Origin of the sequence: Tabrizicola sp. (assembly GCF_051645465.1) — a bacterium.
GTDB lineage: Bacteria > Pseudomonadota > Alphaproteobacteria > Rhodobacterales > Rhodobacteraceae > Tabrizicola.
This window is the reverse complement of record NZ_JBOFBI010000262.1, coordinates 1-26,428: the sequence shown is the minus strand read 5'-3', so window position 1 is coordinate 26,428 and position 26,428 is coordinate 1. Positions and strand designations below refer to the sequence as shown.

General features: G+C 62.2%; 25 protein-coding genes and 1 tRNA gene. 12 read left to right on the top strand and 14 right to left on the bottom strand.

The features are described from left to right. The 4 genes from ACRCSW_RS17080 to ACRCSW_RS17065 form a co-directional block, all read left to right on the top strand. The coding region (locus tag ACRCSW_RS17080) for a neutral zinc metallopeptidase (RefSeq protein WP_438706855.1) at nucleotides 1–132 on the top strand (132 nt) is incomplete at its 5' end. A gap of 52 nt (nucleotides 133–184) precedes the next feature. Continuing rightward, nucleotides 185–268: transfer RNA gene (locus tag ACRCSW_RS17075), tRNA-Leu, on the top strand. A 452-nt stretch (nucleotides 269–720) separates the two neighbouring features. Further along, complete coding sequence (locus ACRCSW_RS17070) at nucleotides 721–1,386, top strand: Hint domain-containing protein (RefSeq protein WP_438706854.1); 666 nt, start codon at nucleotides 721–723, stop codon at nucleotides 1,384–1,386. A gap of 169 nt (nucleotides 1,387–1,555) precedes the next feature. Beyond that, nucleotides 1,556–3,865: a Hint domain-containing protein gene (locus ACRCSW_RS17065; RefSeq protein WP_438706853.1), complete on the top strand. Its 2,310-nt coding sequence runs from the start codon at nucleotides 1,556–1,558 to the stop codon at nucleotides 3,863–3,865. Here ACRCSW_RS17065 and ACRCSW_RS17060 read toward each other — a convergent pair. The 10 genes from ACRCSW_RS17060 to ACRCSW_RS17015 form a co-directional block, all read right to left on the bottom strand. Next, nucleotides 3,851–4,447, bottom strand: coding sequence for a nucleotidyltransferase family protein (locus tag ACRCSW_RS17060; RefSeq protein ID WP_438706852.1), 597 nt, complete (start codon nucleotides 4,445–4,447; stop codon nucleotides 3,851–3,853). The two genes, ACRCSW_RS17065 and ACRCSW_RS17060, sit on opposite strands and share 15 nt — an antisense overlap. Nucleotides 4,448–4,529: 82 nt before the next feature. Next, a complete protein-coding gene (locus tag ACRCSW_RS17055) occupies nucleotides 4,530–6,950 on the bottom strand; it encodes a GcvT family protein (protein WP_438706851.1) in 2,421 nt (806 codons plus the stop codon). Between the two features lie 115 nt (nucleotides 6,951–7,065). Continuing rightward, nucleotides 7,066–8,418 (bottom strand): branched-chain amino acid ABC transporter permease, encoded by a 1,353-nt coding sequence (locus tag ACRCSW_RS17050; protein ID WP_438706850.1) that lies wholly within the window; start codon nucleotides 8,416–8,418, stop codon nucleotides 7,066–7,068. A 1-nt stretch (nucleotide 8,419) separates the two neighbouring features. Beyond that, on the bottom strand, nucleotides 8,420–9,424 hold the full coding sequence (locus ACRCSW_RS17045) for a branched-chain amino acid ABC transporter permease (RefSeq protein ID WP_438706849.1): 1,005 nt from the start codon (nucleotides 9,422–9,424) through the stop codon (nucleotides 8,420–8,422). 2 nt (nucleotides 9,425–9,426) lie between these two features. Next, nucleotides 9,427–9,819: a hypothetical protein gene (locus ACRCSW_RS17040; protein ID WP_438706848.1), complete on the bottom strand. Its 393-nt coding sequence runs from the start codon at nucleotides 9,817–9,819 to the stop codon at nucleotides 9,427–9,429. Next, entirely contained in the window at nucleotides 9,819–10,535 is a 717-nt protein-coding gene (locus ACRCSW_RS17035; protein WP_438706847.1) for an ABC transporter ATP-binding protein, read from the bottom strand. Before ACRCSW_RS17035 ends, ACRCSW_RS17040 begins: the two co-directional genes overlap by 1 nt. Then, nucleotides 10,532–11,029 carry a hypothetical protein gene (locus ACRCSW_RS17030; RefSeq protein ID WP_438706846.1) on the bottom strand — a complete coding sequence of 166 codons (498 nt, stop codon included), beginning with the start codon at nucleotides 11,027–11,029 and terminating at the stop codon, nucleotides 10,532–10,534. Before ACRCSW_RS17030 ends, ACRCSW_RS17035 begins: the two co-directional genes overlap by 4 nt. 131 nt (nucleotides 11,030–11,160) lie before the next feature. Continuing rightward, a complete protein-coding gene (locus ACRCSW_RS17025) occupies nucleotides 11,161–11,766 on the bottom strand; it encodes a hypothetical protein (protein ID WP_438706845.1) in 606 nt (201 codons plus the stop codon). Beyond that, complete coding sequence (locus tag ACRCSW_RS17020) at nucleotides 11,763–12,548, bottom strand: ABC transporter ATP-binding protein (protein ID WP_438706844.1); 786 nt, start codon at nucleotides 12,546–12,548, stop codon at nucleotides 11,763–11,765. The genes ACRCSW_RS17025 and ACRCSW_RS17020 overlap by 4 nt, the downstream gene beginning before the upstream one ends. Nucleotides 12,549–12,662: 114 nt before the next feature. Beyond that, the gene (locus ACRCSW_RS17015) at nucleotides 12,663–13,859 is read right to left on the bottom strand and encodes an ABC transporter substrate-binding protein (RefSeq protein WP_438706843.1); all 1,197 of its coding nucleotides are present in this window, start codon (nucleotides 13,857–13,859) and stop codon (nucleotides 12,663–12,665) included. A 207-nt stretch (nucleotides 13,860–14,066) separates the two neighbouring features. On the opposite strand from ACRCSW_RS17015, the gene ACRCSW_RS17010 reads away from it, so the two are divergent. Beyond that, complete coding sequence (locus tag ACRCSW_RS17010) at nucleotides 14,067–15,164, top strand: PQQ-dependent sugar dehydrogenase (protein ID WP_438706842.1); 1,098 nt, start codon at nucleotides 14,067–14,069, stop codon at nucleotides 15,162–15,164. 104 nt (nucleotides 15,165–15,268) lie between these two features. Here the strand turns inward: ACRCSW_RS17010 and ACRCSW_RS17005 are convergent, their stop codons facing one another. After that, the gene (locus ACRCSW_RS17005; RefSeq protein ID WP_438706841.1) at nucleotides 15,269–16,288 is read right to left on the bottom strand and encodes a GlxA family transcriptional regulator; all 1,020 of its coding nucleotides are present in this window, start codon (nucleotides 16,286–16,288) and stop codon (nucleotides 15,269–15,271) included. 153 nt (nucleotides 16,289–16,441) lie between these two features. Here ACRCSW_RS17005 and ACRCSW_RS17000 point away from each other — a divergent pair, with 153 nt between their 5' ends. After that, a complete protein-coding gene (locus tag ACRCSW_RS17000; RefSeq protein ID WP_438706840.1) occupies nucleotides 16,442–17,812 on the top strand; it encodes a class II 3-deoxy-7-phosphoheptulonate synthase in 1,371 nt (456 codons plus the stop codon). Nucleotides 17,813–17,857: 45 nt separating this feature from the next. On the opposite strand, the gene ACRCSW_RS16995 is transcribed toward ACRCSW_RS17000, so the two are convergent. Beyond that, nucleotides 17,858–18,472 carry a PAS domain-containing protein gene (locus ACRCSW_RS16995; protein WP_438706839.1) on the bottom strand — a complete coding sequence of 205 codons (615 nt, stop codon included), beginning with the start codon at nucleotides 18,470–18,472 and terminating at the stop codon, nucleotides 17,858–17,860. A 137-nt stretch (nucleotides 18,473–18,609) separates the two neighbouring features. On the opposite strand from ACRCSW_RS16995, the gene ACRCSW_RS16990 reads away from it, so the two are divergent. The 3 genes from ACRCSW_RS16990 to ACRCSW_RS16980 are packed head-to-tail and all read left to right on the top strand — an operon-like array spanning nucleotide 18,610 to nucleotide 20,654. After that, a complete protein-coding gene (locus ACRCSW_RS16990) occupies nucleotides 18,610–19,503 on the top strand; it encodes a YicC/YloC family endoribonuclease (RefSeq protein WP_438706838.1) in 894 nt (297 codons plus the stop codon). A 3-nt stretch (nucleotides 19,504–19,506) separates the two neighbouring features. Then, nucleotides 19,507–20,139, top strand: a complete 633-nt coding sequence (gmk, locus tag ACRCSW_RS16985; RefSeq protein WP_438706837.1) for a guanylate kinase — start codon at nucleotides 19,507–19,509, stop codon at nucleotides 20,137–20,139. After that, entirely contained in the window at nucleotides 20,136–20,654 is a 519-nt protein-coding gene (locus ACRCSW_RS16980) for a gamma carbonic anhydrase family protein (RefSeq protein WP_438706836.1), read from the top strand. The genes gmk and ACRCSW_RS16980 overlap by 4 nt, the downstream gene beginning before the upstream one ends. Nucleotides 20,655–20,662: 8 nt before the next feature. Here the strand turns inward: ACRCSW_RS16980 and ACRCSW_RS16975 are convergent, their stop codons facing one another. Further along, on the bottom strand, nucleotides 20,663–20,992 hold the full coding sequence (locus tag ACRCSW_RS16975; protein ID WP_438706835.1) for a hypothetical protein: 330 nt from the start codon (nucleotides 20,990–20,992) through the stop codon (nucleotides 20,663–20,665). A gap of 180 nt (nucleotides 20,993–21,172) precedes the next feature. Here ACRCSW_RS16975 and ACRCSW_RS16970 point away from each other — a divergent pair, with 180 nt between their 5' ends. The 3 genes from ACRCSW_RS16970 (at nucleotide 21,173) to ACRCSW_RS16960 (ending at nucleotide 25,362) form a co-directional block, all read left to right on the top strand. Further along, nucleotides 21,173–22,189 carry a sensor histidine kinase gene (locus ACRCSW_RS16970; RefSeq protein WP_438706834.1) on the top strand — a complete coding sequence of 339 codons (1,017 nt, stop codon included), beginning with the start codon at nucleotides 21,173–21,175 and terminating at the stop codon, nucleotides 22,187–22,189. A 294-nt stretch (nucleotides 22,190–22,483) separates the two neighbouring features. Further along, nucleotides 22,484–23,740, top strand: coding sequence for a tetratricopeptide repeat protein (locus tag ACRCSW_RS16965; protein ID WP_438706833.1), 1,257 nt, complete (start codon nucleotides 22,484–22,486; stop codon nucleotides 23,738–23,740). A gap of 362 nt (nucleotides 23,741–24,102) precedes the next feature. After that, the gene (locus ACRCSW_RS16960; protein WP_438706832.1) at nucleotides 24,103–25,362 is read left to right on the top strand and encodes a hypothetical protein; all 1,260 of its coding nucleotides are present in this window, start codon (nucleotides 24,103–24,105) and stop codon (nucleotides 25,360–25,362) included. Nucleotides 25,363–25,422: 60 nt separating this feature from the next. On the opposite strand, the gene ACRCSW_RS16955 is transcribed toward ACRCSW_RS16960, so the two are convergent. After that, nucleotides 25,423–26,355: a nucleoside hydrolase gene (locus ACRCSW_RS16955; protein ID WP_438706831.1), complete on the bottom strand. Its 933-nt coding sequence runs from the start codon at nucleotides 26,353–26,355 to the stop codon at nucleotides 25,423–25,425. Nucleotides 26,356–26,428: the final 73 nt, after the last annotated feature.

Genomic DNA, 26,428 nt, shown 5'->3' with positions numbered 1-26,428 from the left:
AACGCCGGTCAGCGCCCCATGCCGCATACGTTCACCCACGGGACCTCGGAACAGCGGTCGCGCTGGTTCATGGTCGGGCTGCAGTCCGGCCAGATCGCCGATTGCGACACGTTTCAGACCGATGATCTTTGACCCCAGGGCCGCATTGACGCGGCCCTTGGCAGGTTCTAAACGAAGCGCGGTGGCCCGAGTGGCGGAATGGTAGACGCAGGGGATTCAAAATCCTCCGCCGCAAGGTTTGCGAGTTCGAGTCTCGCCTCGGGCACCACATCATCAGGGCACGGCGCGCCGTCTTCCGATTCGGGGGATGTTTCAGATAAGCGCCATTTGCCGCGTCATCGCGCGCTTTGTTCACGTTAGCGCGCCGATCGGACGACCGGCGGAAACCACCAAATCGGGGCGCCTTGTCAGATCGCAGATCAACAAATGGTTGCGTCAGCCGTTGGCGTTGATTGACGAACGGCCTTTCGGAAACACACGCAATGATTGAAAGGCCTTCCACATAAACAGGTTAGAACGGCAATTCCGCTGGCGTAATCCGGTCGGATTGCCAGATCGCCAACTCTGATCGCTTGCCGACCAGCCAGCGACACACGCCTCGGCTGAATCTCGCCATTGTTGTCTTTGAATATAAAGAATTTTTGCTTTTCACTTGGTTACCATCAACGGTATTCAGATCAGATAGAACCCGACCCACCCATCCGTCATAGGGTCGGGATAATGATTGGTGAGATGATGATGCTGGACGATGTCCACGCCCAAGTACAGATCGACAACCCGGCGGTCGAAGTGCCACGCTGCACCCCATGCTTTACGCCGGGGACGATGATCACGACGCAGCGGGGTGAGCTGCCGGTCGAACTTATCTCGGCTGACGACAGAGTTGTGACCCGCGACAACGGCATTCAGACCGTCCGTTGGGTCGGAAAGACGCAGATGTTCCTGCATGATTTCCAGGCCGAGCCGCATCTGTTGCCAGTGTTTATCCAGCAGGGGTCATTGGGCAAAGGCCTGCCCGAGCGGGACATGATGGTCTCGCCAAATCACCGCATTCTGGTGGCGAATGCCCGTACCGCCGTCCGTTACGCCGAGCGCGAAGTGCTTGTTGCGGCCAAACATCTTGCGGCACAAGGGGTGCATACGGTACAGTCCAGCGGTACAACATATATCCACTTCATGTGCGACAGGCACGAAGTGGTTCTTTCAAATGGCGTTTGGACAGAAACCTTTCACCCTGACGATACGTCGCTTAGGGGGATTGGCAATGCTCAACGCCTTGAAATCCTTGAGCTCTTTCCAGAGCTTAAGACTAACGCAGGGCGGGCCGCCTTTGGTCAGGCACGGCGGACGTTGAACGAAGTAGAGGCGGCAGGACTCGCCTTTTGAAAAACATCGGCGAACTTGCAGCCGGGCTTGCGAACGAGGATAGGGCAGCGACATAGACCTCCAGGAATGGTGTGTTTTTCACATAGAAGGCATAAAGCCTTTGTATGCACGCCAAAGAATGGACAAAAACCGTGGTTAGTCGCGGCGCTGAGGCAGAGGAACTGAGAAGATGGCAACAATCACGGGCACTCCCGGCAACAACACTCTTACCGGCGATAATGACGGCAATTTCAACGACCTGATCTATGGCCTTGCGGGTGACGATGTTCTGCGCGGCTTGACAGCCAATGACATTCTCTATGGCGGTGACGGCCTTGATAGTCTCGACGGCGGGACCGGCAACGATACACTTTATGGCGGTAGTGACGCGGGCGCCGGAAGCGACACGCTCACTGGGGGCGGCGGCTTCGACTTTGTAAGCTACGTGGGCGTAGCTGCAGCCGTTAACGTCAATCTGTCCACCAGTGTCGCGGGTGGTGGAGATGGCAATGACATCATCAATCAGGTCGAAGGTGTCATAGGCGGCACGGGTGCGGACACCATCACTGGCGATACCGTCGGTAACATCCTGTACGGTGGCGCTGCTGGCGCCGACACCATTTACGGTGGCGTCGGCCTGGATACGATATACGGCGGCGATGATGGCGACCTCTTGCTGGGCGGCAACGATGGCGACTCGCTTTACGGCGACGCAGGCAACGACGTGCTGTCGGGCGAGCTTGGGAATGACGGCCTGTTTGGCGGCATTGGCATCGATACCATCGATGGCGGCGATGGCAATGACACCGTCGACGGCGGCGATAACACCGACTTCGTCTATGGCGGTGCAGGTGACGATCTCATCTCTGACTCTGGCGGCGCCCTTAGCGACGATACGATTTTTGGGGGTGACGGAAACGATACGGTCGCTTCGGGCGAACGCGAGGATCTGGTCTACGGCGGCATCGGGAGTGACCAACTCACGGGCGGCGTCGGCGCCGACACGCTCTACGGCGGCGCGGATACCGATCTTCTCTACGGCGGCAATGACGGCGACTTTGCATATGGCGGCGCCGCAAGCGATACGGTCTACGGCGGCCTTGGGACAGACAGCCTTTCGGGCGATGCTGGAAACGACTTCCTCCTTGGCGAGGACGGAAACGATACGCTGCAGGGCAACGAAGGCGATGACACCCTCCGCGGTGGCGCTGGCGGGGACTCGCTGGTTGGGTCGACCGGCCTCGACTTTGCCGATTACACTGGCTCGAATGCCGCAGTGTCGATCGATCTTGCGACGACCAGCTATACCGGCGGTCATGCGGCGGGTGACACCGGGCAGGGCATCGACGGTCTGATCGGCTCGTCGTTCAATGACACGCTCCTGGGTTTCGACGATTCCGATACCGTTCCGGCGGACGCCTATACCAACGTCTTTTATGGCGGTCTTGGCAGTGACAGCCTTGCGGGACGCGGCGGCGGCGACTCGCTTTATGGTGGTGCGGACGGCGACACTGTGCTGGGCGACGCTGGAGCTGACTTCGTCTCGGGCGATGCCGGAAACGACAGCGTCGCAGGCGGCGCTGACAACGATACGGTGTCGGGCGGAACCGGAAACGACACGCTTTACGGCGGGACCGGCAGCGATCAGGTGGCTGGCGGCGATGACCGTGACCTGATTTCAGTAACCTACACCGGTACCACCAATGACGTGGCCGTTGGTGAATCCGTGGATGGCGGCAGCGGCGGCACCGACAATGACACGCTGCGGGTCGACGTCACCGGGTTCGGCTGGGCGAGGTTCGACATTGCTCTTGATCCGCTCAACAACGAGAACGGGACCATCACGTTCTTCGCCGCGGACGGCACCACGGTCGTTGGCACGATTACCTTCACCGAAATCGAGAACGTGGTCATCGTCTGCTTCACCAGCGGCACCCAGATCATGACCGAGCGGGGTGCTGTCGCGGTTGAAAATCTTCAGCCGGGCGATCTGGTGGTCACGCGCGACAACGGCGTGCAGCCGCTGCGCTGGGTCGGCAAGCGGGCGCTGTCATATGCCGAACTTGTGGCCAAGCCGGAACTTCGGCCAGTGCGGATCGGGGCCCGGGCGCTTGGCGGCAGCGGTCCGGAGCGTTCCATCATGGTCTCGCCGCAGCACCGCGTGCTGATCGAGGGTGCACGGGCCGAGATGTACTTTGGCGAAAGCGAAGTGCTGGTGCCTGCGAAGCATCTCATTGGCACCGCCGAGGTAACGCGCGCAATGCCGACCGAGGGTGTGACCTATGTCCATATCCTCTTCGATCAGCATGAGATCGTGTTGTCGGACGGCATCTGGACCGAAAGCTTCCAGCCGGCCGAGCGGACTCTTTCCGCGCTGGACAATGCCGCACGCGAAGAAGTGCTGGAGCTCTTCCCGGAGCTTTCAGTCGATGCCGATGCTTTCCCGGCCGCGCGGATGTCGCTGAAGGCGCACGAAGCAAAGGTGTTACTCTCGGCGTGATGCCCGCCAGGCAGCCCAATCCTCGGGTGTATCAAGATCGAGCCGCGCCCGTTGCCCAGGCAGCGGGACGAGGTGGGTCAGATGGCGAAGCGGATTGACGAGGCCCTCGCCGCCGCCATCGCCAGACAGGTCTGCGAACCGTGGGCGCAGCGATGCGTCAAAGAGAATCGGGTGGCCCGGACGGCCATCGGAGGTCGCGCCGCGCCATATCAAAACGTCGCGCGCGGCGTCTTGTGCATCGAGAACCGCCTGAAGGTCATCGGCGGTCAATTCGGGCAGATCGGCCAGCAGCACCATGAACCGTTTGCAATCAGGCAAAGCGGCGACGCCGGCACGCAGCGTTCCTGACATGCCTTCAGAGGCCTCCTTCACGATCAGCGGTGTGACATCAAGGTCGGCGATCAGGCGAAGGCGTGGATGATCAACCCGCGGCAGGGCGACGAAGACGAGCGGGCTGACCTTCCGGGCAAGAGTAGCCACGCGGGTCAGGAGGTGTTCGCCATCGACCAGCTGCGCGAGCTTGTCGATTCCCCGCATTCGGGCGGACTGTCCGGCGGCAAGGATCAGGATCGGAATGTCCATATGCCCTTATCGCAAAGGGAAGCGGGGCTGTCTCCCCCCCTCGCGGTCGTGCCGTTCGCCGCGGCAACTTCAGAAACGGCGATCAGCCCCGCATCCGCCCACCATCGTCCCAAAGCGGCGCCAGATGGACACGCGCGGGGCGGCGCTCGCCCAGGATCTCGACCTCCAGCTCCAGTCCGTCCTGCACACGGTCCGCCGGGATGAACCCCTGCGCGACGGACTTGCCGGTCCAGTGACTGAACCCGCCGGATGTGCACCAGCCGACCACGTTGCCGTCCAGCCAGATCGGCTCCCAGGCGACGACATCTGCGTCTTTGGCGTCGACGATGATGGGCACGAGTTTCCGCTTCGGACCCTCGGCCTTTTCCTTCAACGCGGCCGCCTTGCCGATCCAGTCGGCGGGCTTGTTCCACGAGATGAAGCGGTCGAGGCCGGTTTCGGCAGGCGTGTAGTCGGGGCTGAACTCTCGGCCCCAAGAGCCGAACCATTTGTCGAGACGAAGCGACATCATCGCCCGCATTCCGAAGGGGCGGAGGCCGAGGTCTTTGCCCGCCGCAGAAAGCACGTCCCAAAGGTGGCGGACGGACATGTGGTCGGTGAAGATCTCATAGCCGAGGTCGGCGGTGTAGCTTACGCGCTGAACGATGCAGTTCGCCATGCCCACGGTCATCCGGCGCACGTCCATGAACTTGAAGGCTTCGGCCGAGACATCGGATCGGGTCACCCGGGCCAGAAGCTGGCGGGATTTCGGGCCCGCGATCTGGAAGCCTGAGCGCAAATCGGAGATATTCTCTATGCTTACGCCTGCTTCTTCATGGTGCTCGAACCACCGGCTGTGCCAACCTTGGGCGCCATAGCTGGCGGTCAGCTGGAACTCGGTTTCGCCAAGGCAGGACACCGTGAAGTCGCCGATGATCTTGCCGGAATGCGCCAGCATCGGGGTCAGGGACAGGCGCCCCGGTTGGGGAATGCGGCCCGCCATGATCCGGTCAAGCCAGCCACGGGCGTTCGGGCCGGTCACACGGTATTTGCCGAAGTTCTGCACTTCGTTGATGCCAACGGCCTCGCGCACGGCCAGGACTTCCTGCCGCGTCGCCTCCCAGGCGTTCGAGCGCTTGAAAGTCGGTTCCTCGTAGCGCGGTTCACCCGGAAGGGCGTGGTAATTCACCACTTCCAGCCCGTACTGCGCGCCCCAGACAGCATTCATGCCGTCGAAAACCTGATACATCGGCGTCGTGCGGAAGGGACGGGCTGCGGGGCGTTCCTCGTTCGGGTAAGACACGCTGAAGCGCATCTGGTAGTTTTCGATCACCTTCGGGACGGTGTAGCCGGGAGAAGTCCAGTTCCCGAAACGCGAAACGTCGAAGCCGCGTGGGTCCCGTTCCACCTCACCGTGGATCATCCATTGCGCCAGTGCGAGGCCCATGCCGCCGCCCTGCGAGAAGCCCGCCATGACCGCGCAGGCCGACCAGTAGTTGCGCAAGCCCGGCACTGGGCCAATCAGCGGGTTGCCGTCGGGGGCGAAGGTGAAGGGCCCGTGGATCACGCTTTTCACGCCGGAGCGTTCCAGCACAGGGATGCGGCGATAGGCGAAGTTCACGGAATCTTCGATCTTGTCGAACTGTTCGTTCAGAAGCTCATGCCCGAAGTCCCACGGGGTGCCATCGACCGCCCAGGGCTCGCAGGGTTTTTCGTAGAACCCGATGCACATGCCCCGGCCTTCCTGGCGCAGATAGAACTCACCGCCCGGGTCCATGACATGCGGAAACTCCCGGCCCTGGCCAAGGATGTCCATGATTTCAGGGATATCGTCGGTGACGATGTACTGATGCGCCATCGGCAGAAGCGGCAGGTAAACGCCCGCCATAGCCCCGATCTCACGTGCCCAAAGGCCGCCGGCATTGACAAGATGCTCACAGGTGATGGTTCCCTTTTCGGTCACCACCTCCCAGCCCTCGCGCGTGGGGCGGGTCTCCAGAACCCGGTTGTGGAGGACAATCTCGGCCCCGCCCATCCGTGCCGCTTTGGCGTAGGCGTGGGTTGTGCCCGACGGGTCAAGGTGGCCATCAAGCGGGTCGTAAAGCCCGCCGATGATACCATCCACATTCACCAGCCCGTCGGTCAGCTTGTGGATTTCCGCAGGCGAAAGGATCTCGGTGTCCAGCCCCATGTACCGATGCTTGGCGCGTTCGGCCTTCAGCATCTCGAAGCGGGCTTCGTTGTCGGCCAGCGTTACGCCGCCGACATGGTGCAGCCCGCAGGACATGCCGGTGATCGCCTCCAGCTCTTTGTAAAGCCGGATCGTGTAGCCCTGCAGGGCGGCCATGTTGGTGTCGCCGTTGATCGTGTGGAACCCGCCCGCCGCGTGCCAGGTGGACCCCGAGGTCAGCTCGGACCGCTCGATCAGCATTACATCGGACCAGCCAAGCTTGGTCAGGTGATACAGGACCGAACAGCCGACAACGCCGCCGCCGATCACCACCACACGTGCATGGGTCTTCATCGCAAGTCTCCCGACCTTTCGGTTTTCCGCACCATGGCGGGGCAGGGCCGGGAAGGCACGAGCGTTTACGACAAATAATGTCGCGACCGGACAGTGACGCCCGGTCGCAGTCGCGTCACTTCTCGGGGATCAGCCCCTTTGGCGCATACCGCATCACCAGAAGCAGGACGACGCCGAGGGTCAGAAGGCGCATATGTTGGGCGTTCTCAGCGATATGTCCCGAGAACGAGGCGAGAAAGGCAAAGAACCTTTCACTACGCCGTGACTGGTCGTCGGCAAGGTACAGCAAGCCGTCGTTCAAGTTTTCTATGACCTGCGGCCCCAGGAATTCTACAGCAAGGTACAGCCAGCCGATCAGAAGACCGCCCAGGATCGAGCCCCAGTTGTTGCCCGACCCGCCGACAATCACCATGACCCAGATGAGGAAGGTGAACCTCAAGGGCAGGTACGAGGGCGGCGTCAGCTGGCCCTCCATCGACGTCAGCATGGCCCCGGCAAGGCCCACGACAGCCGACCCGATGATGAAGATCTGCAGATGGCGGAACTTCACGTCCTTGCCCATGGCCGCCGACGAAATCTCGTTGTCGCGGATCGCCCGGACCATGCGGCCCCAGGGGCTGTTCAGCGCCCGCTCGCACCCCCAGACCAGAAGGACCAGCACCAGGCCGAACATCCCGGCATAAAGGAGCTTCACGTAGATGGTGGAGGCGGTCACCGGATCAAGGCCAGCGCTTGTCACACGCTCGACGAAGGCGGGATTGGCCTGCATGTCGACTTCATATGGCACCGGCCAGGGGCGGGGCAGGTCGATCAGGTTCTTCACCCCACGCGCGAGCCAGTCTTCGTTGCGCATGACCGTCACGATGATCTCGGCAATCCCAAGCGTCGCGATGGCCAGGTAGTCTTCCCGCAGCCCAAGGGCGATCTTGCCGATGATCCAGGCGGCGGCGGCGGCCATCAGGGCGCCAACGGGCCAGGCGAGCAGCGAGTTGAAGCCGAGCCCGCCGATGTTGCCAGCCTGAGCGGGATTGTTCGCCTCGACCGCAAGGACTGCAGGATCAAGCACCAGACGGTAGATGAAAAAGACGACGACGAGGTAAATCGCCAACGCTAGCGCCCGGTTGGTGCCGGGCTTGAGAAGCCGGTAGAGCCAGACGGCGAGCCCAATGGCCGCAGCGGCAAAGAGAAGCGCGCCGAAGATGCGGGGTCCGCCTGCGGCCCAGCCTTGTGGCACCGGGTTGGACGAGACGAGCGCAACCGCCAGCCCGCCAAGTGCCACCGACCCGACAATGCCGGTCGAGAAGAGGCCCGCATAGCCCCACTGGATGTTCACCCCGATCGCCATGATCGCCGAAAGAAGCGCCAGGTTCAGGATGTTCAGCGACAGGTTCCAGCTTTGCAGCATCCCGGTCAGGATGAAGAGAAGTGCTACACCGGCGAAGAGGAGGAGGTTGCGGTACTGGGCCATGTCACCTGCCTCCGAATATGCCCTGCGGGCGGAAGAGTAGGACAATGATCAAGATGCCGAAGCTGACCGCGACCTTGTAGTCGGTCGAAAGAGCCTGGTAGAGCCCGTCCCCCAGCCACTCGGGCGGCACCAGGTAGCTGAACACCTTGCGCCAGGCGTTGGTGACGATCAGCTCGGAGAAGGCGACGATGAAGCTGCCGACGACCGCCCCGAGGGGGGAGCCAAGCCCGCCGACGATCGCGGCGGCGAACATCGGCATCAGGAGGCTGAAGTAGACGATCCCGCGGTAGGATTTATCCAGCCCGTAAAGCGTGCCGGCGATGCAAGCAAGCGCCCCGGCGACGATCCAGGTGATCATCACCACCCGATCGGGGTTGATACCGGACAACAAGGCCAGATCCTCATTGTCCGAATAGGCGCGCATTGACTTGCCGGTGCGGGTCTTCTGCAGGAACCAGAAGAGCGCAGCGCAGCAGATCACCGCCGCAAGAACCGAGATCACCTGCGTCGTCTTGACCGCTAGCGGTTCAGCCAGCCCGGTCCAGGCCTTGAAATTCTGCGGGTTCAGAGTCATCCGCGCGCCGTCGGTGAAGTTCTGCTCGGAGGTGCCGATGATCATCCGGACCAGTCCGTTCATCACGAACATGACGCCGGTCGAGACGATGACGACGATGATCGGCTTCGCGCGCTGCTTTCGGTAGAAGCGATAGACCACCCGGTCGGTCGCCAGGACCATGCCGATGGTGACAAGAATCCCAAGGGGCAGGGCGAGAAGTGCGGTCGGCAGCGGCCCGGCCGAGATGCCCATCGACTGGAACCACCACGTGAAAAGGATCACGAAAGCCGTCCCGAACGCCATCGTGTCGCCATGCGCGAAGTTCGAGAACCGCAAGACGCTGAAGATCAGCGTGATGCCCAGAGCGCCAAGAGCCAATTGGCTACCATAGGCGAGCCCCGGGACGACGATGAAGTTCAGGAAGGCAACCAGCGCGTTCAGGAGGTCCATATTCAGTTCTTTGCCTGCTGACAGGTGCCGCTGATGGAACCGCTGGGCAGCTCCCGGTCCTTAGGTTCGTAAATGCTCGCTGTAAACGAACCGTCTGACATCAACGCAAACAAGATCCTGGCGGAGTCCTCACCTTCCTGGATAACGCCAGAGAAACGAAGTGCAGCCTCATTGGATTCGGGCAACGGTTCGAGCCTTAGAGCCAAACCCTCACCTTCGATCTTTAAATCTGCCTGGCCAGTTGCAGCGACAATGGTCAAGATCGCGGGTTCTCCGTCCATCGGCACGCACTCGTCGCTCTCATCGCACCGCTTCTCCGGCACGCAAACAAAGCTCTCGTCTGCGATCGCCTCGACCGGGACGAGGGCCATAAGCACTGCGAAGAGATGTTTCATCAGGTGCCTCCCAGAAACGACTTGCGGACGTCAGGATCGGCCAGAAGCGCCTGCCCGGTGTCGGTATAGCGGTTGCGGCCCTGCACCAGCACGAAACCCTTGTCCGCGATATCCAGCGCCTGGCGGGCGTTCTGTTCGACCATCAGAATGGAAATCCCGGTGCGGGCGATTTCGATGATGCGATCGAAAAGCTCATCCATCACGATGGGGCTAACGCCTGCGGTGGGTTCGTCCAGCATCAGGACCTTCGGTTGCGTCATCAGCGCACGGCCCACGGCCACTTGCTGGCGCTGGCCGCCCGAAAGTTCACCGGCCTTCTGATACCGCTTCTGGCGCAGGATCGGGAACAGATCGTAGATCTGCGCCATCGTATCGCCGATCTTCTCGTCCGTGCGGATGAAGGCCCCCATTTCAAGGTTTTCCTCAACGGTCATGCCCGTGAAGATGTTGTGCGTCTGAGGCACGAAACCCATGCCTTTTCTGACGCGGGCTTGGGGGGAAAGGCTGGTGATGTCCTCACCGTCAAGCTTGACCGAACCCTGGCGCAGCTTCAGCATCCCGAAGACCGCCTTCATAGCGGTGGATTTTCCTGCGCCGTTCGGGCCGACGATGACGGCAATCTCACCGGGTTCGACCGCAAGCGTGCAGTCATGCAGAATGTCGACCGCGCCATAGCCGCCGGTCATGTTTTCGCCGATCAGGAAGGGTGAACTCATTCAGCAAGGTCCAGTTGCAATGCCGCGAGCAGGCCATCGTGGGCCTCCCGGTGCTGGTCGGAATAGGTTTCGCCCGGACCCCGCGTCCATATGACAAGAGAGGTGCCATCGCCTTGAAAAGAGGACATTGCTACGACACCCGGTGGTGACGTGTGGCGTGGAAGGTAGATCGACGTCCAGGCAGCGCGGCCGTCTACCTCGGCAGGACCGCCCTCAAGCACATCTGCCCGGGCACTGATCGGGGCGTGCGACACCTGGCAGCGGGCCCAGCCGAGATCTTCCTCGGAAAGGCCCGTCTCCAGGGTGATCGTCGCGCTGATGCCGGTGTCATGGGTCAATCCAGCCGTATTGCCGCTGACGGACGCGAGACGCCAGCCCCGCGCCTCGCATAGCGACAGAGCCGTGAAGATCGGCTCGCAAGTGGCCGCGCGCAGTCGAACGGGCAGCAGCGCGAGGCACGCAAACGAAAACGCAGCGCGGCGGGTGAGGTTCATTTTGGGCATCCCTCTCATCGGGCACCGCGGGGATCGCGGAGCTCTCGATGGTGTTGGACGTCCGGTAGCGCGCACGGGCTTGGCCTTGGTAGGGGAAACCTGACGCGAAACGGGGCTGGTCTGCATCAAGGTCATTCGACAAGCTTTGTGTAGGACAAAAAGTCAGCATGCAGTTTCGCATGCTCTGGAGAATAGTCGCGAGCGATGGCGTAGGTGATGACTTGGACGGCAAGCTTCTTGTCGACGAACACCGAGCTGGCAAATACGAAGTCGACACCGTTGAACTTGATGCGAAAAACGACCGTGTCGCCAGACAGACGACCGAGGGTCACTTTCTCGACATCGATCACTTCCGGCTCCGCTCCGGCCGCATTCTTTGCATTTTCCAGCACGACCTTCCGCATGAAGTCGGTTGTCAGGCCGTCATCGGTACCGATCTCTTCGATGATGTACTGCGCATAGTGCCGTTCGTCGATGCGGTAGGCCGCGTTGACTTCGGGGCTCCCCGGCGGGGTAGTACTCCACCCCGCGTTCCGGCCGCAGAACTGGACCAGAGGCGAGACTGCAGCGCACTCGGTCGAGACCTGAGCGCTTTCGTCGAAGCTCCAGGTGCCGTTGTCGTACAGAAGGGCAACCTTGCCATCGACGACCGAGCGCCCAACGACGGTCTGTGCTACCGCCAATCCGGGCAGCAAAAACAGCCCGATGACCAGGATGTTGCCAAGCAGAGACCTCACGCCACCCCCTCCTTCAGCTTGTTCTTCAGGCCGCGTCCCAGATAGGCCTCGATCACCCGCTCGTCGTTCTTGACCTCGTCGACCGTGCCTTCGGCCAGCACCTTGCCCTCGGCCATGCAGATCACCGGATCGCACATGCGTCCGATGAAATCCATGTCGTGCTCGATCACGCAGAACGTATAGCCGCGTTCCTTGTTCAGCCGCACGATGGCGTCGCCGATCGTGTTCAGAAGCGTGCGGTTCACGCCCGCGCCGACCTCGTCCAGGAAGACGATCTTGGCATCGACCATCATCGTGCGGCCCAGCTCTACCAGCTTCTTCTGCCCGCCCGAGATCATCCCGGCCTTCTGATCTGCGATGTGGCTGATTGTCAGAAACTCCAGCACCTCATCGGCCTTCTGGCGGATACGCTCCTCTTCCTCGGCCACCGCCCCGCGCGAGAAAAGCGCGTTCCACAGCTTCTCGCCAGTCTGGCGCGGCGGGACCATCATCAGGTTCTCCCGCACGGTCATCGAGCCGAATTCATGCGCGATCTGGAAGGTCCGCAGCAGGCCCTTGTCGAAAAGCTTGTGTGGAGGCAGGCCGGTGATGTCTTCGCCGTCCATCAACACCTTGCCGCTGGTCGGCTGGTAGCGTCCGGCGATCACGTTGAAAAGCGTCGTCTTGCCGGCGCCATTCGGCCCGATAAGCCCGGTGATCGAGCCGGTCTTTATCTCCAAGGACGCGCCATCGACGGCATGAAAGCCACCGAAATGCTTGTGCAGCGCCTCGACCCTGATCATCGTCTTCCCCTGTCACGGCCCATTCTCGTCGCTCACGCAGGCGGGGGCCTTGTCCTTAAGCGACGGCCCGGGTCTTTGCCCGGGCCGTGCTGTCGTTTCAGTTTCTGGTCCGGCTCAACGGAAGGTGACCGTTTCGTACTTGCCGCCCTTGACCTCGAACTCGCGATAACGGCCAGCCGATTCACCCGGTCCGATCAGCGTCACACCGGAAGCACCGTCATAGTCGATGGCGGTTCCTGCGGCGATCAGCTCCAGCGCTTTGCCCAGCTCACCCGGAAGGATCTTGGTGCCCGAACCGTCAGCCGGCCCGTTGGCGATTTCCATGATCTTTTCCTTATAGACGTTCGAGTCGGTCGAACCCGAAGCCTCGATCGCCAACATGATCAGCGCGGCTGCATCATAGCTTTCCATCGTGTAGGGCGAGGTCGCGTCATACGTTGGGTCAGCAGCCTTGCCCATTTCGGTGAGGACGGCAGCCCCGGCGCTGTCAGACTGGGCCACCTGGCCATAAGAGCCGTCAAGCGGCGCACCGATGGCTGCGGGCAGCGAGTCGCCAACCATGCCGCCCGGCAGACCGAAGGTCGAGAAGGCGCCGGTGTCGAGCGAGGCCTGGATGATGCCCTTGCCGCCCTGGTCCAGATAGCCCGCAACGACCAGCAGGTCGCCGCCAGCCGCGGCCAGCGCTGCGACTTCAGCCGAATAGTCGGCCTTGCCGTCGTCATGGGCCGCGTTGATCGTCACGGTGCCACCCTTGGCAGTGAAGGCGCCGGCGATCGCTTCAGCCAGACCCTTGCCATAGTCCGAGTTCGAGTAGCTGATCGCGATCGACTTCACGCCTTTTTCCGTCAGGATGTCGGCCATGACTTCGCCTTCGCGCGCATCCGACGGGGCGGTGCGGAAGAAGAGGCCATTGTCGGGGTCAGCCGTCAGCGCAGGCGAGGTGGCCGAGGGCGAGACCATCGCGATGCCGTTCGGCATGGCGACGTTGGTCAGGACAGCGCGGGTCACACCCGAGCAGTCGCCGCCGATGATGCCTTTCACGCCTTCAGCGGTGATCATACGCTCGGCTGCCGCGGTCGCGGCGGCGGCGTCGGTACAGGTCGAGTCACCACGGACGGAAGTGTAGGTGTTCTTCGCTTTGCCCGAGGCATTCACTTCGGCCATCGCGGCTTCAGCTGCATTCGCCATGTGGCCGGTCAGCGATTCAATCGGCCCGGTGAAGCCGATCAGGATGCCGAGCTTCACGTCCTCAGCGGCCGCGGCACCCGTCATCAGAGCGCAGGCCGAGGCGGCCAGCAGAAGTTTCTTCATTTGTTATGTCTCCCATGTTGGATCGAAATCCTGAAATCGACCCTAGATTGGCCCGTTCAAAAAGAAAAGGGCATCGTTTCGTGACTTTGGTCGCGGGCAAACGCGGCCCGAGAGATGAGCATTTCTTGGTCACAAGAACGCGCTTCCCGCTTGTCGCAGCTCTGATCGGGCATAACTCAGGACTGCATTCAGTTTGGGGAGATCGCCATGCGGGCAAAGTGGTTGCTGGTTCTCACATGCCTTCCGGCCACCGCGCTGGCCAGCGAGGTCGAGACCTCGGCCGGGCCGATGCAGATCAGTCAGGTCGTGAGCGGGCTGAACGAGCCCTGGGCCATCGCCTTCTTGCCCGACGGCGGGTTTCTGGTGACCGAGAGAGACGGTCGGCTGCTGCTGATCCAGGGCGAGGACTCCCGACCCGTGTCGGGCGTTCCCGATGTCGCCACCGATCAGCAGGGCGGGCTTCTGGATGTCATGGTCCCGCAGGACTTTGCGCAAACCCGCGAGGTATGGCTCAGCTTCTCGGCCCGCGTCGATGGCGGCGCAGGGACGGCTGCCGGGAAGGGCCGGCTTTCAGACGATGGGACACAGCTGGAGGGTTTCGAGACGCTGTTCGTGACAGAAGGTGTGGGTGGAGGCCGGCACTTCGGCTCGCGCCTCGTCGAGATGCCGGACGGAACGATCGCGCTCACGACCGGGGATCGCGGCACCGGGCCGGGCGGGATGGAGGCGCAGGATCCGGGGCTCGCGATCGGAAAGGTGATCCTCTTGAACCGCGACGGCAGCCCCGCGGTCAGCCGCGACGGCTGGCGACCGGGTGTCTTCTCGATTGGCCATCGCAACATTCAGGGGGCGACGCTTGACCTTGAGGGGCGGCTTCTGGTCCACGAGCATGGCGCGCAGGGCGGTGACGAGCTCAACGCGCCGGAGCAGGGGCGGAACTTCGGCTGGCCGGTGATTTCGTATGGCGAGAACTATGGCGGCGGGAAGATCGGTGAGGGGACGGCGAGGGACGGGATGGAGCAGCCCGTGCACTACTGGGACCCGTCGATCGCGCCTTCGGGTCTGATGGTCTATTCCGGGACGCTCGTGCCGGAATGGAAGGGCGACATCTTCTTCGGCTCGCTCAACAGCGACTTCCTGGGCCGCCTTGACCCCGACACCCCGGCCGAGACGGGCTATGCCGAGGAACGGTTCTCGGCGTCGGAAACCGGGCGGGTCAGGGATGTGATTGAGGCCCCGGACGGGTCGATCTGGTTCCTGTCTGTCTACGATGGGGCGATCTATCGGTTGGCCCCTGCGGAATGAGTGGGCACGGTGCGCAGACTTTCGAGGCCAATGATTTCAAATAGTTAAACTGGCCTCGTTAAACTTCTGGTAACATCCGCTTGCGGCATGACCGACCCGCCCGGTCAGATCGACAGCCTGACCTGACCAGCGCCCGGCATCCCTTGCGTCCCGCGTTCGCGGTAGGGTGTGGTGTTGTAGTGGCTGCGGTAGCATTTCGAGAAATGCGAGGGCGAGGCAAAGCCGCAGGCCAAGGCCACGTTGATCACGCTCATGTCGGTCTGCATCAGGAGATTGCGGGCTTTCTGCAGACGCAGCTCCATGTAGTAGCGCTTTGGCGAGCGGTTGAGGTAGCGGCGGAACAGGCGTTCCAACTGGCGGGTCGACATCCCCACTTCCTCGGCCAGATCGGCAGGCGACATCGGGTCTTCGATGTTGCCCTCCATCATCTGGATGACCTGGGAAAGCTTCGGATGCCGGACGCCGATCCGCGTCGGGATCGACAGGCGCTGGGTGTCCTGATCGGTGCGGATGGTGGAATAGATCAGCTGGTCGGCGACGGTGTTCGCAAGGTCCTCGCCATGGTCGGCAGCAATCACCTTCAGCATCAGATCGATCGATGAAATCCCGCCCGCCGTCGTCCAGCGGTTGCCATCCATCACATAGACCGACTTCGTCAGCTTGACGTCTTCAAACTCTTCGGCAAAACCGTCCTGGTTCTCCCAGTGGATCGTCGCTTTCTTGCCGTCCAGAAGGCCCGCCTTGGCCAGCGTATGCGCCCCGGTACAAAGGCCACCGATGGTCACCCCCCGACGCGCTTCACGTCGCAGCCAGTTGATCACCGCTTTGGTGGACATCCGCTGGATATCGATCCCGCCGCAGACCAGGATCGTGTCTTCCCGCTCGATCTCGTCCAGGCCGATATCAAGCCGGAAGGTGGCACCGTTCGAACAGGTCTTCTCTTTCCCCTCGCCGCAGAGGAGCCAGCTGTAAAGGTCCTCGCCCGAGACCCGATTGGCAATGCGCAAGGGCTCGATCGCGCCCGCGAAGTTGACCATGGTGAACTTGTCGAGAAGCAGGAAAACGAACCTGCGGGGGCCGGTCGCTTTGTCGGTCTGGGTGGCCTTGCGCGGCGCGAGCGTCATGTCTGCGACCTGAATATGTCGTTAGCAAGCCACCGAACCTGAAATTCCTTCCGTCCGCAAGGGCAGAAACCACCGATTTCCGCCCAATCGCCCTTTGCAATGGCGGAAACGGGGGGGTATACCGCAGCCCGATTGACGGACGGGAGAAGCAAGATGACCAAGGGATGGACGAAAACGGCGTGGCGCGCGAAACCGCGGATCCAGATGCCCGATTATCCCGATCAGGCCGCGCTGGCCGGGGTCGAAACGCAGCTGTCGAAGTACCCCCCGCTGGTCTTTGCGGGCGAAGCACGGCGGCTGAAGAAGCAGCTGGCACTTGCGGCCGAGGGGAAGGCGTTCCTGCTCCAGGGCGGCGACTGCGCCGAAAGCTTCGCCGAGTTTTCAGCTGACAACATCCGCGACACGTTCCGCGTGATGCTGCAGATGGCGGTCGTGCTGACCTATGCCGCCAAGGTGCCGGTGATCAAGGTCGGTCGCATGGCCGGCCAGTTCGCCAAGCCGCGCTCGACGCCGACCGAGGTGATCAACGGTGTCGAGCTTCCGTCCTACAAGGGCGACATCATCAACGGCTTCGACCCCACGCCCGAAGCCCGCACGCCCGACCCGAACCGGATGCTGCAGGCCTATACCCAGGCTTCCGCCTCGCTGAACCTGGTCCGCGCGTTCAGCACGGGCGGTTTTGCCGATATCCACCGGGTGCACAGCTGGACTCTGGGCTTTGCCGAGCATGACAAGGCCGAACGCTACCGCGAGATGGCGAACCGCATCTCGGACGCTCTCGATTTCATGACCGCCGCAGGGGTCAACGCCGATACTGCGCATACGCTGTCGGCAGTCGAGTTCTACACCAGCCACGAAGCGCTGCTTCTGGAATATGAAGAGGCGCTTTGCCGCGTCGACAGCCTGACCGGCCAGAACGTCGCGGGCTCGGGCCACATGATCTGGATCGGCGACCGTACCCGCCAGCCCGATGGTGCGCATGTCGAGTTCGCCCGCGGTGTCCTGAACCCGATCGGCCTGAAATGCGGCCCCTCGACTACGGCGGACGACCTGAAGGTGCTGATGGCCAAGCTCAACCCGGAGAACGAGGCGGGCCGCCTGACCCTGATCGCCCGTTTCGGCGCAGGCAAGGTTGGCGACCATCTGCCACGCCTGATCAAGACCGTGCAGTCGGAAGGCGCCAATGTCGTCTGGTCCTGCGACCCGATGCACGGCAACACGATCAAGTCGCCTTCGGGCTACAAGACGCGGCCTTTCGACAGCGTCCTGCGCGAAGTGCATGAGTTCTTCGCGATCCACAAAGCCGAGGGCACCGTCCCCGGCGGCGTGCATTTCGAGATGACCGGTCAGGACGTGACCGAGTGCACCGGTGGTCTCCGCGCGGTGTCGGACGAAAACCTCGCCGACCGCTACCACACCGCCTGCGACCCGCGCCTCAACGCGTCGCAGTCGCTGGAGCTGGCGTTCCTGGTGGCGGAAGAGCTGTCCTCGCAGCGCGAAGCCGCCCGCCGCGTCGCGCTCTGAGTTGGACGAAATGGGAAGGGCGGCGGGTCGGTCCCGCCGCCTTTTTCATGCGTTGGTGTGAACCAGCGCGAGGTGGCCGAAGCGCCGGATCGGTTCAGCCGCCACCTTCTGCGGAACTGGACTGGGCTGCAAAAGCACCCGCTCCTCCCGCCGCGCCAGCACCTCGAACTTGCACCGCGGCGCCTCACCGTTCGCGAAGCTGAGCGCGCCGAGAAGGACCTTGCCGCCTGCTTCATCGGCCAGCGGCAACAGCAACAGCCGAGCGATAGCGATGCCGGTTTGCCCGCGGTCCGATCCAAGATCGATCTCGGCAACGGCGGGTTCTGTGAAGGCCTGTTCCAGGACCTGCGCCAGAAGGGGGCGGGCCTCGGACGCGAAAAGGCAGCTGAGCGGCAGCCCCTTCAGATCGACCCCCGCAAGATCAGAGAGGCCCGATCCCGCAATCCGGACCTGCGCCAGGCCGCGCCCGATCCGCTCGGCCAGGAAAACGCGGTCGAGAACGCCGCTAAGGCCCCGCGGATCAAGCGCCGCGCGGGCCGGAAGCGAGGCCCTGTCGCGAAGCGCCTCCCAGTAGGCGCGCACCTGGGCCAGGCCATCGAAGACCGGCATCGCGGGTCCGTCGCGACGGGGCCGAAGGCGTTCCAGAAAGGTCAGGGTCATCATTCACTCCATCGCGCCCCTTGCGGGACCACTGCCCGTCGCGCCATGAAAGGAAACTACTCCGGATCGCGCGGATTCGGCTGAAAATCTAATCAAATGGTAAACATCGCCCCTGATGGGGGTAGGAAGGACCCCGCATGATCTCGATGACAGGCTTTGCCGCACGGCGGGGCGCGGCGGCAGGGTACAGCTGGACCTGGGACCTTCGATCGGTCAACGGCAAAGGGCTGGACCTGCGCCTGCGGCTGCCGGACTGGATCGACGGGCTGGAAGTGGCCGTCCGGGCCGAGCTGCAGAAGGCGATCAGCCGTGGCAACGTCAGCCTGACGCTGAAGGTCACGCAGGACGAGGGGGCGGGGGCGGCGGCCTTCCAGCTGAACGAAAACGCCCTGAACGCGGCCCTTCTGGCGCTTGCACGCGTCGAGGCGGCGGCTGTGGACATGGGTGTGAGCCTGCGTAAGCCGACCGCAGCCGATGTGCTGACCCTGCGCGGTGTCGTCGACGCGACGGCCCAGGAAACCGATACGACGCCCCTCAGACAGGCGCTTCTTGGCGATTTGCCGGGGCTCTTGCAGGACTTCGCGGCCATGCGACAGGCCGAGGGCAAGGCACTGGCGGCTGTCCTTTCCGGCCAGCTTGACCGGATCGCCAGCCTGACTGCGGATGCGCAACGCGAGACGGAGGCGCGTGCGGAAGCGCAGGCCGATCAGTTGCGCGAAAATCTAGCTCGGGTGCTCGCCGCGACCGCTGCGGTGGACGAAACCCGGCTGGCGCAGGAACTGGCCCTTCTCGCCGTCAAGACCGACGTCACCGAGGAGCTTGACCGTCTGGCCGCCCATGTCAGCGCCGCCCGCGCGCATGTGGCCGACCCGGCACCCTCGGGTCGCAAACTCGATTTCCTGATGCAGGAATTCATGCGCGAGGCGAACACGCTTTGCTCCAAGGCCCAGTCACTGGCGCTGACCCGCATCGGCCTTGACCTGAAAACCGTGATCGATCAGATGCGCGAACAGGTCCAGAATGTGGAATAGACCATGACCCGCCGCGGGCTTCTTTTGATCCTTTCCTCGCCATCAGGGGCTGGGAAAACCACGCTGTCCCGGATGCTGATGGACTGGGACCCGACCATGCGCTTTTCCGTCTCGGCCACGACACGGCCACCGCGCCCCGGTGAGGAAGATGGCCGCGAATACTATTTCCGCTCGCGTGAAGAGTTTGAAACCATGGTCCAATCCGGCGAGATGCTGGAACATGCCGAGGTGTTCGGAAACCTCTACGGCTCGCCTCGCGCGCCCGTGCTTGCAGCCATGGAGGCCGGAACCGACACTGTCTTCGACATCGACTGGCAGGGCGGCCAGCAGATCAAGCAGGCGATGCGCGGCGATGTGGTGTCGATCTTTGTCCTGCCGCCGTCCATTGCCGAACTTGACCGCCGCCTCAGGACCCGTGGCCAGGACAGCGATGAGGTGATCGCGGGCCGCATGGCGAAAAGCCGGGACGAGATCAGCCACTGGGCGGAATACGACTATGTGCTGGTGAACGAAGACCTGGACCAGACCTTCGACCGGCTGAAGACCATCCTGACCGCCGAGCGGCTGAAGCGCGAACGCCAGCCGCAGCTTTCGGCCTTTGTCCGCACACTGAACGAGGAGTTCGAGGCCCGATGATCTATGCCCTCGATGGCATCCTCCCTCAGATCGACCCCAGCGCCTGGGTTGCGCCGGATGCAAATCTCATCGGTCGGGTGGTGCTTGAAGCCGAAGCCTCGGTCTGGTTCGGATGCACGCTTCGTGGCGATAACGAAGAAATCCGGGTGGGGGCCGGTTCAAACGTGCAGGAAAACTGCGTCCTTCACACCGACATGGGCTATCCGCTGGTGATCGGCGCGAACTGCACCATCGGCCACAAGGCGATGCTGCATGGCTGCATGATCGGCGAGGGGACGCTGATCGGCATGGGTGCCACGATCCTGAACGGGGCGAAGATCGGCAAGGGCTGCCTGATCGGGGCCTGCGCCCTGATCACGGAAGGCAAGGAGATACCCGATGGCAGCCTGGTGATGGGCGCTCCCGGCAAGGTCATCCGCCAGCTCGACGATGCGGCACGCCAGCGGCTTCTAGCCTCGGCCGCGGGATACCAGGCCAATGCGCGGCGCTACCGGTCAGGCCTTAAGCCCGCCTGACCCAGGCGTCAGCCTTCTTCTGCCAGCTCGATCGTGATCCCCTGCCGCGAGCCGTGGCTTCGCAACTCGCGCAGGACAATCTGCCGGTTCGGCAGCTTCGGCGCCACAACCCGCAGGGTCTTGCGATACCCCTGCGCGCCCAGCCGCTCGATGATCTCGAGCGCATCGAAACTGTTGCAGAAGAGCGGGGTCACGACCAGTTCCAACCCCGACGGAAATGGTAGAAAGCGTTCCAGATCAGCCAGTTCGATCGAGCAAAACTCTTCAGGCCGCAAGCTGCCTTCCGCGGCCCGCGCCTCGGGAATGCCGATCACCAGACACCTGAGCTTTTGCGACATCTCTCCATCTCTAGCCAAGTGAGGCGCCGCCAAATCGTCTGTCATCAGACTAACGCTGGAGCCGACCTGTGTTCCGGACAAAGGCCGGTTTTGGACCGCGTTACATTTACAGGGCGGAATTTACTGTTATTCCGGCACAACACAATAGCACGGAAGTACCATGGCGGAGATGAATCGAGGATGAACGAAACCGATCTTGCGACCCTGCTTTCGGGCCTGCCGTTGCCGGCGATGCTGATCCGGCAGGACGACCGCATCCTGGCCTGCAATGCCCCTGCGCTGGCACTTCTGGGCGACAGCATTGTCGGTCGCCACCCCGCGATGGCGGTACGGGCGCCTGCGGTCCTGGAGGCGATCACTGCGGTCGCCCGCGAAGGCGGGGTCCGCGAGACCCGCACGACGCTCCGCCGCGAGGGTCAGGAGGAGGCGTTCCACGTCACCGTCTCGGGCCAGGGCGAGGGGATGGTGCTCTGCGTCTTTCGGGACGTCAGCGCCGAGGAGAAGGCCGGGGCGATGCGGCGGGATTTCGTGGCGAACGTGAGCCATGAGCTTCGCACCCCTCTGACCGCACTCATGGGCTTCATCGAGACTTTGCGGCACGCGGCAAAGGACGATCCGAAGGCCCGCGAGATGTTTCTGGGGATCATGGAGCATGAGGCGGGGCGGATGAACCGGCTCGTGCGCGATCTTCTGCAGCTGAGCCGGGTCGAGGCGGAAGAGCGGGTCCGCCCGAAGGGCGAGGTAGAGCTGAAGCCGCTCCTCGAAGGCGTCATCTCGAGCTTGCGGGGCGTGGCTGAGAGGGAGGGCGACCGGGTGGAACTGACGGGCGACCCGGTGACCGTGCCGGGCGACCCCGACCAGCTGACCCAGGTCTTCACCAACCTGATCGAGAACGCGCTGAAATACGGGGCGGCAGGGCAGGTGGTGCGGGTTTCCCTGACCCCGGAAGAGACGGTGCGGGGCCCGGCGGTCCGGGTGGAGGTCGCGGACGAGGGCGATGGGATCGACCCGGTCCACCTGCCTCGGCTGACCGAAAGGTTCTACCGGGTCGACACCCATAGAAGCCGTGAGATGGGGGGGACGGGGCTTGGCCTTGCCATCGTCAAGCACATCGTGAGCCGCCACCGGGGTTGGCTGAAGATCGACAGCGAGCCGGGGGAGGGGAGCCGGTTCTCGGTGATCCTGCCGCTGGGGTAGGGGGCCAGCCAAGGGTGTCCCACGGTGGGACATTTTTTGGGGTGTTGATTTCGTTGGGGAATTTGTCTTCTCAGGTAAGGTTTCGGTAAGGTTTGGGTGGCTTAAGGTGCTGCGCTGTCTCTGCCGATCGGCACCGTTGTGGGTGTTGAAGCAACCGGGCAGACCATGCGTTCCTTACTTGTAGCACCAACGGTCTTTGGCCAGTATTCTCGGGGAAGTACTGGCGAGCCGGATCACCCCAAGGCGCACGCACACAAGGGATTTCCAGGGACTGCTTGAGAAAGAAGGTGTGACTTGCGGTTCAGACATTTCATTGCTGCCCTCGCTCTGGCGCTGGTTCCCGCGACTGGCATCGCGCAGGACCATGATCGCGCTTTCGAAGCCTATTATGCGGGCGACTATCAGCGGGCCATGCGGGAATGGCGACCGTTGGCAGACCGGGGAGATGCGGTCGCGCAGTACTACCTGGGCTGGATGTATGACTATGGCGAAGGTGTGCCGCAGGATGACGTCGAAGCCGTGCGATGGTACCGGCTGGCGGCGCAGCAGGGCGATGCATATGCGCAATCCAGCCTTGGCTGGATGTATGAGAGCGGCGAGGGCGTCGCACAGGACGAGGCGGAGGCAGTGCGGTGGTACCGGATGGCCGCAATGCAGGGAAATTCGCACGCACAAAGCAATCTTGCTCAGATGTATCTTACCGGCAGGGGCGTGCAACTCAACGACGCCGAGGCCCTGCGGTGGTATCGGCTGGCCGCTGGCCAGGGAGTTGCGGACGCCCAGTACGGCTTTGGCTGGATGCTGGACGAGGGCAGGGGCGTGGCAGAGAACGACACCGAGGCCATGCAATGGTATCTGCTGGCCGCCGAGCAGGGGCTTGCTGAGGCCCAGTATGCATTGGGCTATATGTACGACGAAGGCACGGGCGTGCAGCAGGACTATGCCGAAGCTATGCGATGGTACCGGCTGGCCGCAGAACAGGATCTGGTGTTCGCCAAAAACAGCATCGGGGTGTTGTTTGACGAGGGCCGAGGCGTGGAGGAGGACAACGCTGAGGCCGTTCGGTGGTACCGGATGGCCGCAGAAGAGGGAAGCGTCAGTGGTCAGGTCAATCTTGCCTGGATGTACTATGTAGGCGAAGGGGTTGCGCAGGATTACACAGCAGCCGCACAATGGTTTCAGACGGCCGCCGAGCAGGGAGATGCGGACGCCCAACTTGAGCTTGGCGTGATGTATGACAGCGGCCGAGGTGTTGCGCGGAACAGCGCCGAGGCAGCGCGATGGTATCAAATGGCTGCGGAACAGGGAGTTGCCGAGGCCCAGTACCTGCTTGGCGGCCTCTATGACTCGGGCGTAGGGGTAGTTGAGGACGATGCGGAGGCGAAACGATGGTATCGGCTGGCCTCGGAACAGGGACATACGCAGGCCAAGTCCCAACTTGATAAGCTGGAGGGCAGGGGTACGGCGGTTGATACCGTTGTCGACTCCCTCGCTGAAGCATTGACGCGGATGTTGCTTTGCCGGGAGCAAAATGCCGAGAACTGCGAGTAGTGGGTTTGGGTCTCTTGCAAACTCCACGCCCGCTCACAACCTCCCCAGCCGCCGCGTGAGCATCCGGTAGAGCCGCTCTCATGAACGTCGCGTTCGGCCTCTCGCGAGGTCACGCGCCACCAGTTGCTACGTCGCACCGGGATCCCGGCGGTCATGGTGCAGGCGAAGGACGAGGCCGCAAGGGCTTTCTACGTGGCCTCGTGCGGAGTGGCTGGTGTTCCCGGTGGGGAGCAGGACGTTGTGGTTGCCGGTGGGGGTGGCGCGTTAGACCACGCAATCTACAGATTGCCTGATTAGACATCTTGCAAGAACATGAATGTTCGAAGACAATAGTCCCGTCCTCAATAGAGAGCGGGTAAGCGATGACGCGCGTTGTTCAGTTTTGCAAAACAATATTGTCGCTTGCTTTAGTGTACTTCAATGATCCGGCTTCGGCGCTGGAGATTTCTGTCAAATACACCGATAACCGACCACTATTTCCTCCCGCGCTCTGGGTAGACCTAAGTGGCGAAATCATGGACGGTGACACTGAACGCTTAAGTGAGGCAATACAACCATACTTGTCAAAAGAAATATACGAGGGAGTTTTCACACTTGATAGCGGAGGGGGTAGCCTAGCAGAAGGAATGGAGTTGGGTCGCTTTATTGCGGGGTTGCCATTTGCAACCCTCGCTCAAGTAGGGCGAGCCAATCAGGACGATGGAATTTGCGCTAGTGCTTGCGTTTTCACTTATCTGGGGGCGGATTACCGATATCTGCACGGGACCTCGCGGATCGGAGTTCATCGTTTTGGCGCTCCAGACACAGAGATCGATGGCTCTTCCGCCTTGGCAGTCTCGCAAGAGATTTCTGGTGTTATCATCTCTTACATAAGGGAGATGCGAGCCGACCCGCAGCTTTTCGAACTCATGTCCTCAACAGATTTTTCTGATATTTTTTGGGTACCTCTGCATGATCTTGAACGACTGCGTGTTGTGAACAAGGACATTTATTCTCAAACTGTGGAATACAAGAACATAAATGGAGGATTAGCTCTTTACATAGAGCAGATTGCAAGAAATGGCGATAGCACACTATTTTTGATGTGTGGGGGCAATGGTCTTGTTGGAATTGCAAACCTGAACAAACCAGAGCTGGACGTACCGATATCTTCCGTAACCATAACGATCGATAGCGTACCATATGAGTTAATCGACGCAGAAGTTGTTGAGAATTCCAACTGGCGAGCACGGATTCTGTTCACTGTTCCCCCATTAGCTGTCCAAGAGCTGTCAACAGAGGGAAAAGTTGGCGTGCAGGCTCTGCAACCAATTGGCACATTCTTCGGGTTTACGGGAGAAACTCAAGATGAAAGGATTGCCGAGGTCGCCTCAACTTGCGCAAGTGCCTATCAGCCTCAGCAGGGCACCATGCAGCTGTTTTACGACACGGATGTTATCGGTGGGGACCTTACGGCTTCCGGGCTTAAGCCGACAACAATCGATCAGTGCGTTGAAATATGCATGTCAATCGATAGATGTGTTGCAGTATCCTACGTTTCGGAGAAGCAGTGGTGCTGGCCTAAGGGTGAGGTCGCTTCTACAGCAAAGCGCATCGGCGTAATCAGTGCTTGGGTTCCATAGGTAGGACAATGGAAAGCTCACACGTGATGTATTGTGACTAGGCGTGGGCTTTGAGCGCCCTCACAACCTCCCCAACCGCTCTGTCAATAGCCGGTAGAACCCCTCCCGGTCCACTCCTCCCATGAACATCGCGTTGGGGGCTCGTGAGGTCACGCGCCACCAGTCGGCGACGGTCATGCCCAGGGTGAGCTCGCTGACCGTTTCGATCTCGACGTTGATGTGGCGGCCGGTGAAGAGGGCGGGCTGCAGAAGGTAGGCGATCACGCAGGGGTCGTGCAGGGGCGCGCCTTCGGTGCCGTATTTGGCGGTGTCGAAGCGTTCGAAGAAATCGGTCCAGCTTGCGACTGCCTGGCCGACGGGAGTGGCGAGGGTGCGCATCTCCTCCACCCAGGCGCGGGAGGTGAGGGCTTTGTGCGTGACGTCGAGGGGCATCACGACCAGTGGTACGCCGGACTTGAACACGATGTCAGCGGCTTCCGGGTCGACGTAGATGTTGAACTCGGCGGCGGGGGTGACGTTGCCGACCTCGAAATAGGCGCCGCCCATAAGGACGATCTCGGCCACTCTCGGGATGATGTCGGGTGCGCGCTGGAAGGCCGTCGCGATGTTGGTGAGGGGGCCGAGGGGGCAGAGGGTGACCGAGCCTGCGTCTTCGCGGCGGAGGGTCTCGATCAGGTAGTCGACGGCGTGCTGGTCTTGCAGCGGATGGGTGGGGTCGGGGAGGGGGATGCCGTCGAGGCCGGTCTTGCCGTGGACATACTCGGCGGTGACGAGTTTGCGCTTGAGGGGCGCGTCGCAGCCCGCGTGGATCGGGGTGGGCTTTCGGGCAAGCTCGACGATCTGGCGGGCGTTCCTTGTGGTGAGGGGAAGGGGGACGTTGCCGGCGACGGTGGTGAGGGCGAGGACGTCGAGTTCAGGCGAGGCAAGGGCGAGGAGGATGGCGACGGCGTCATCCTGGCCGGGGTCGGTGTCGATGATGATCTTGCGGGGCATGGGCGACTCCTTTGCGGTGAGGAGAGGCGCGCGCGGGGGATTTGTCCAGAGGCAGGCTTGTGGCAGGATGGGG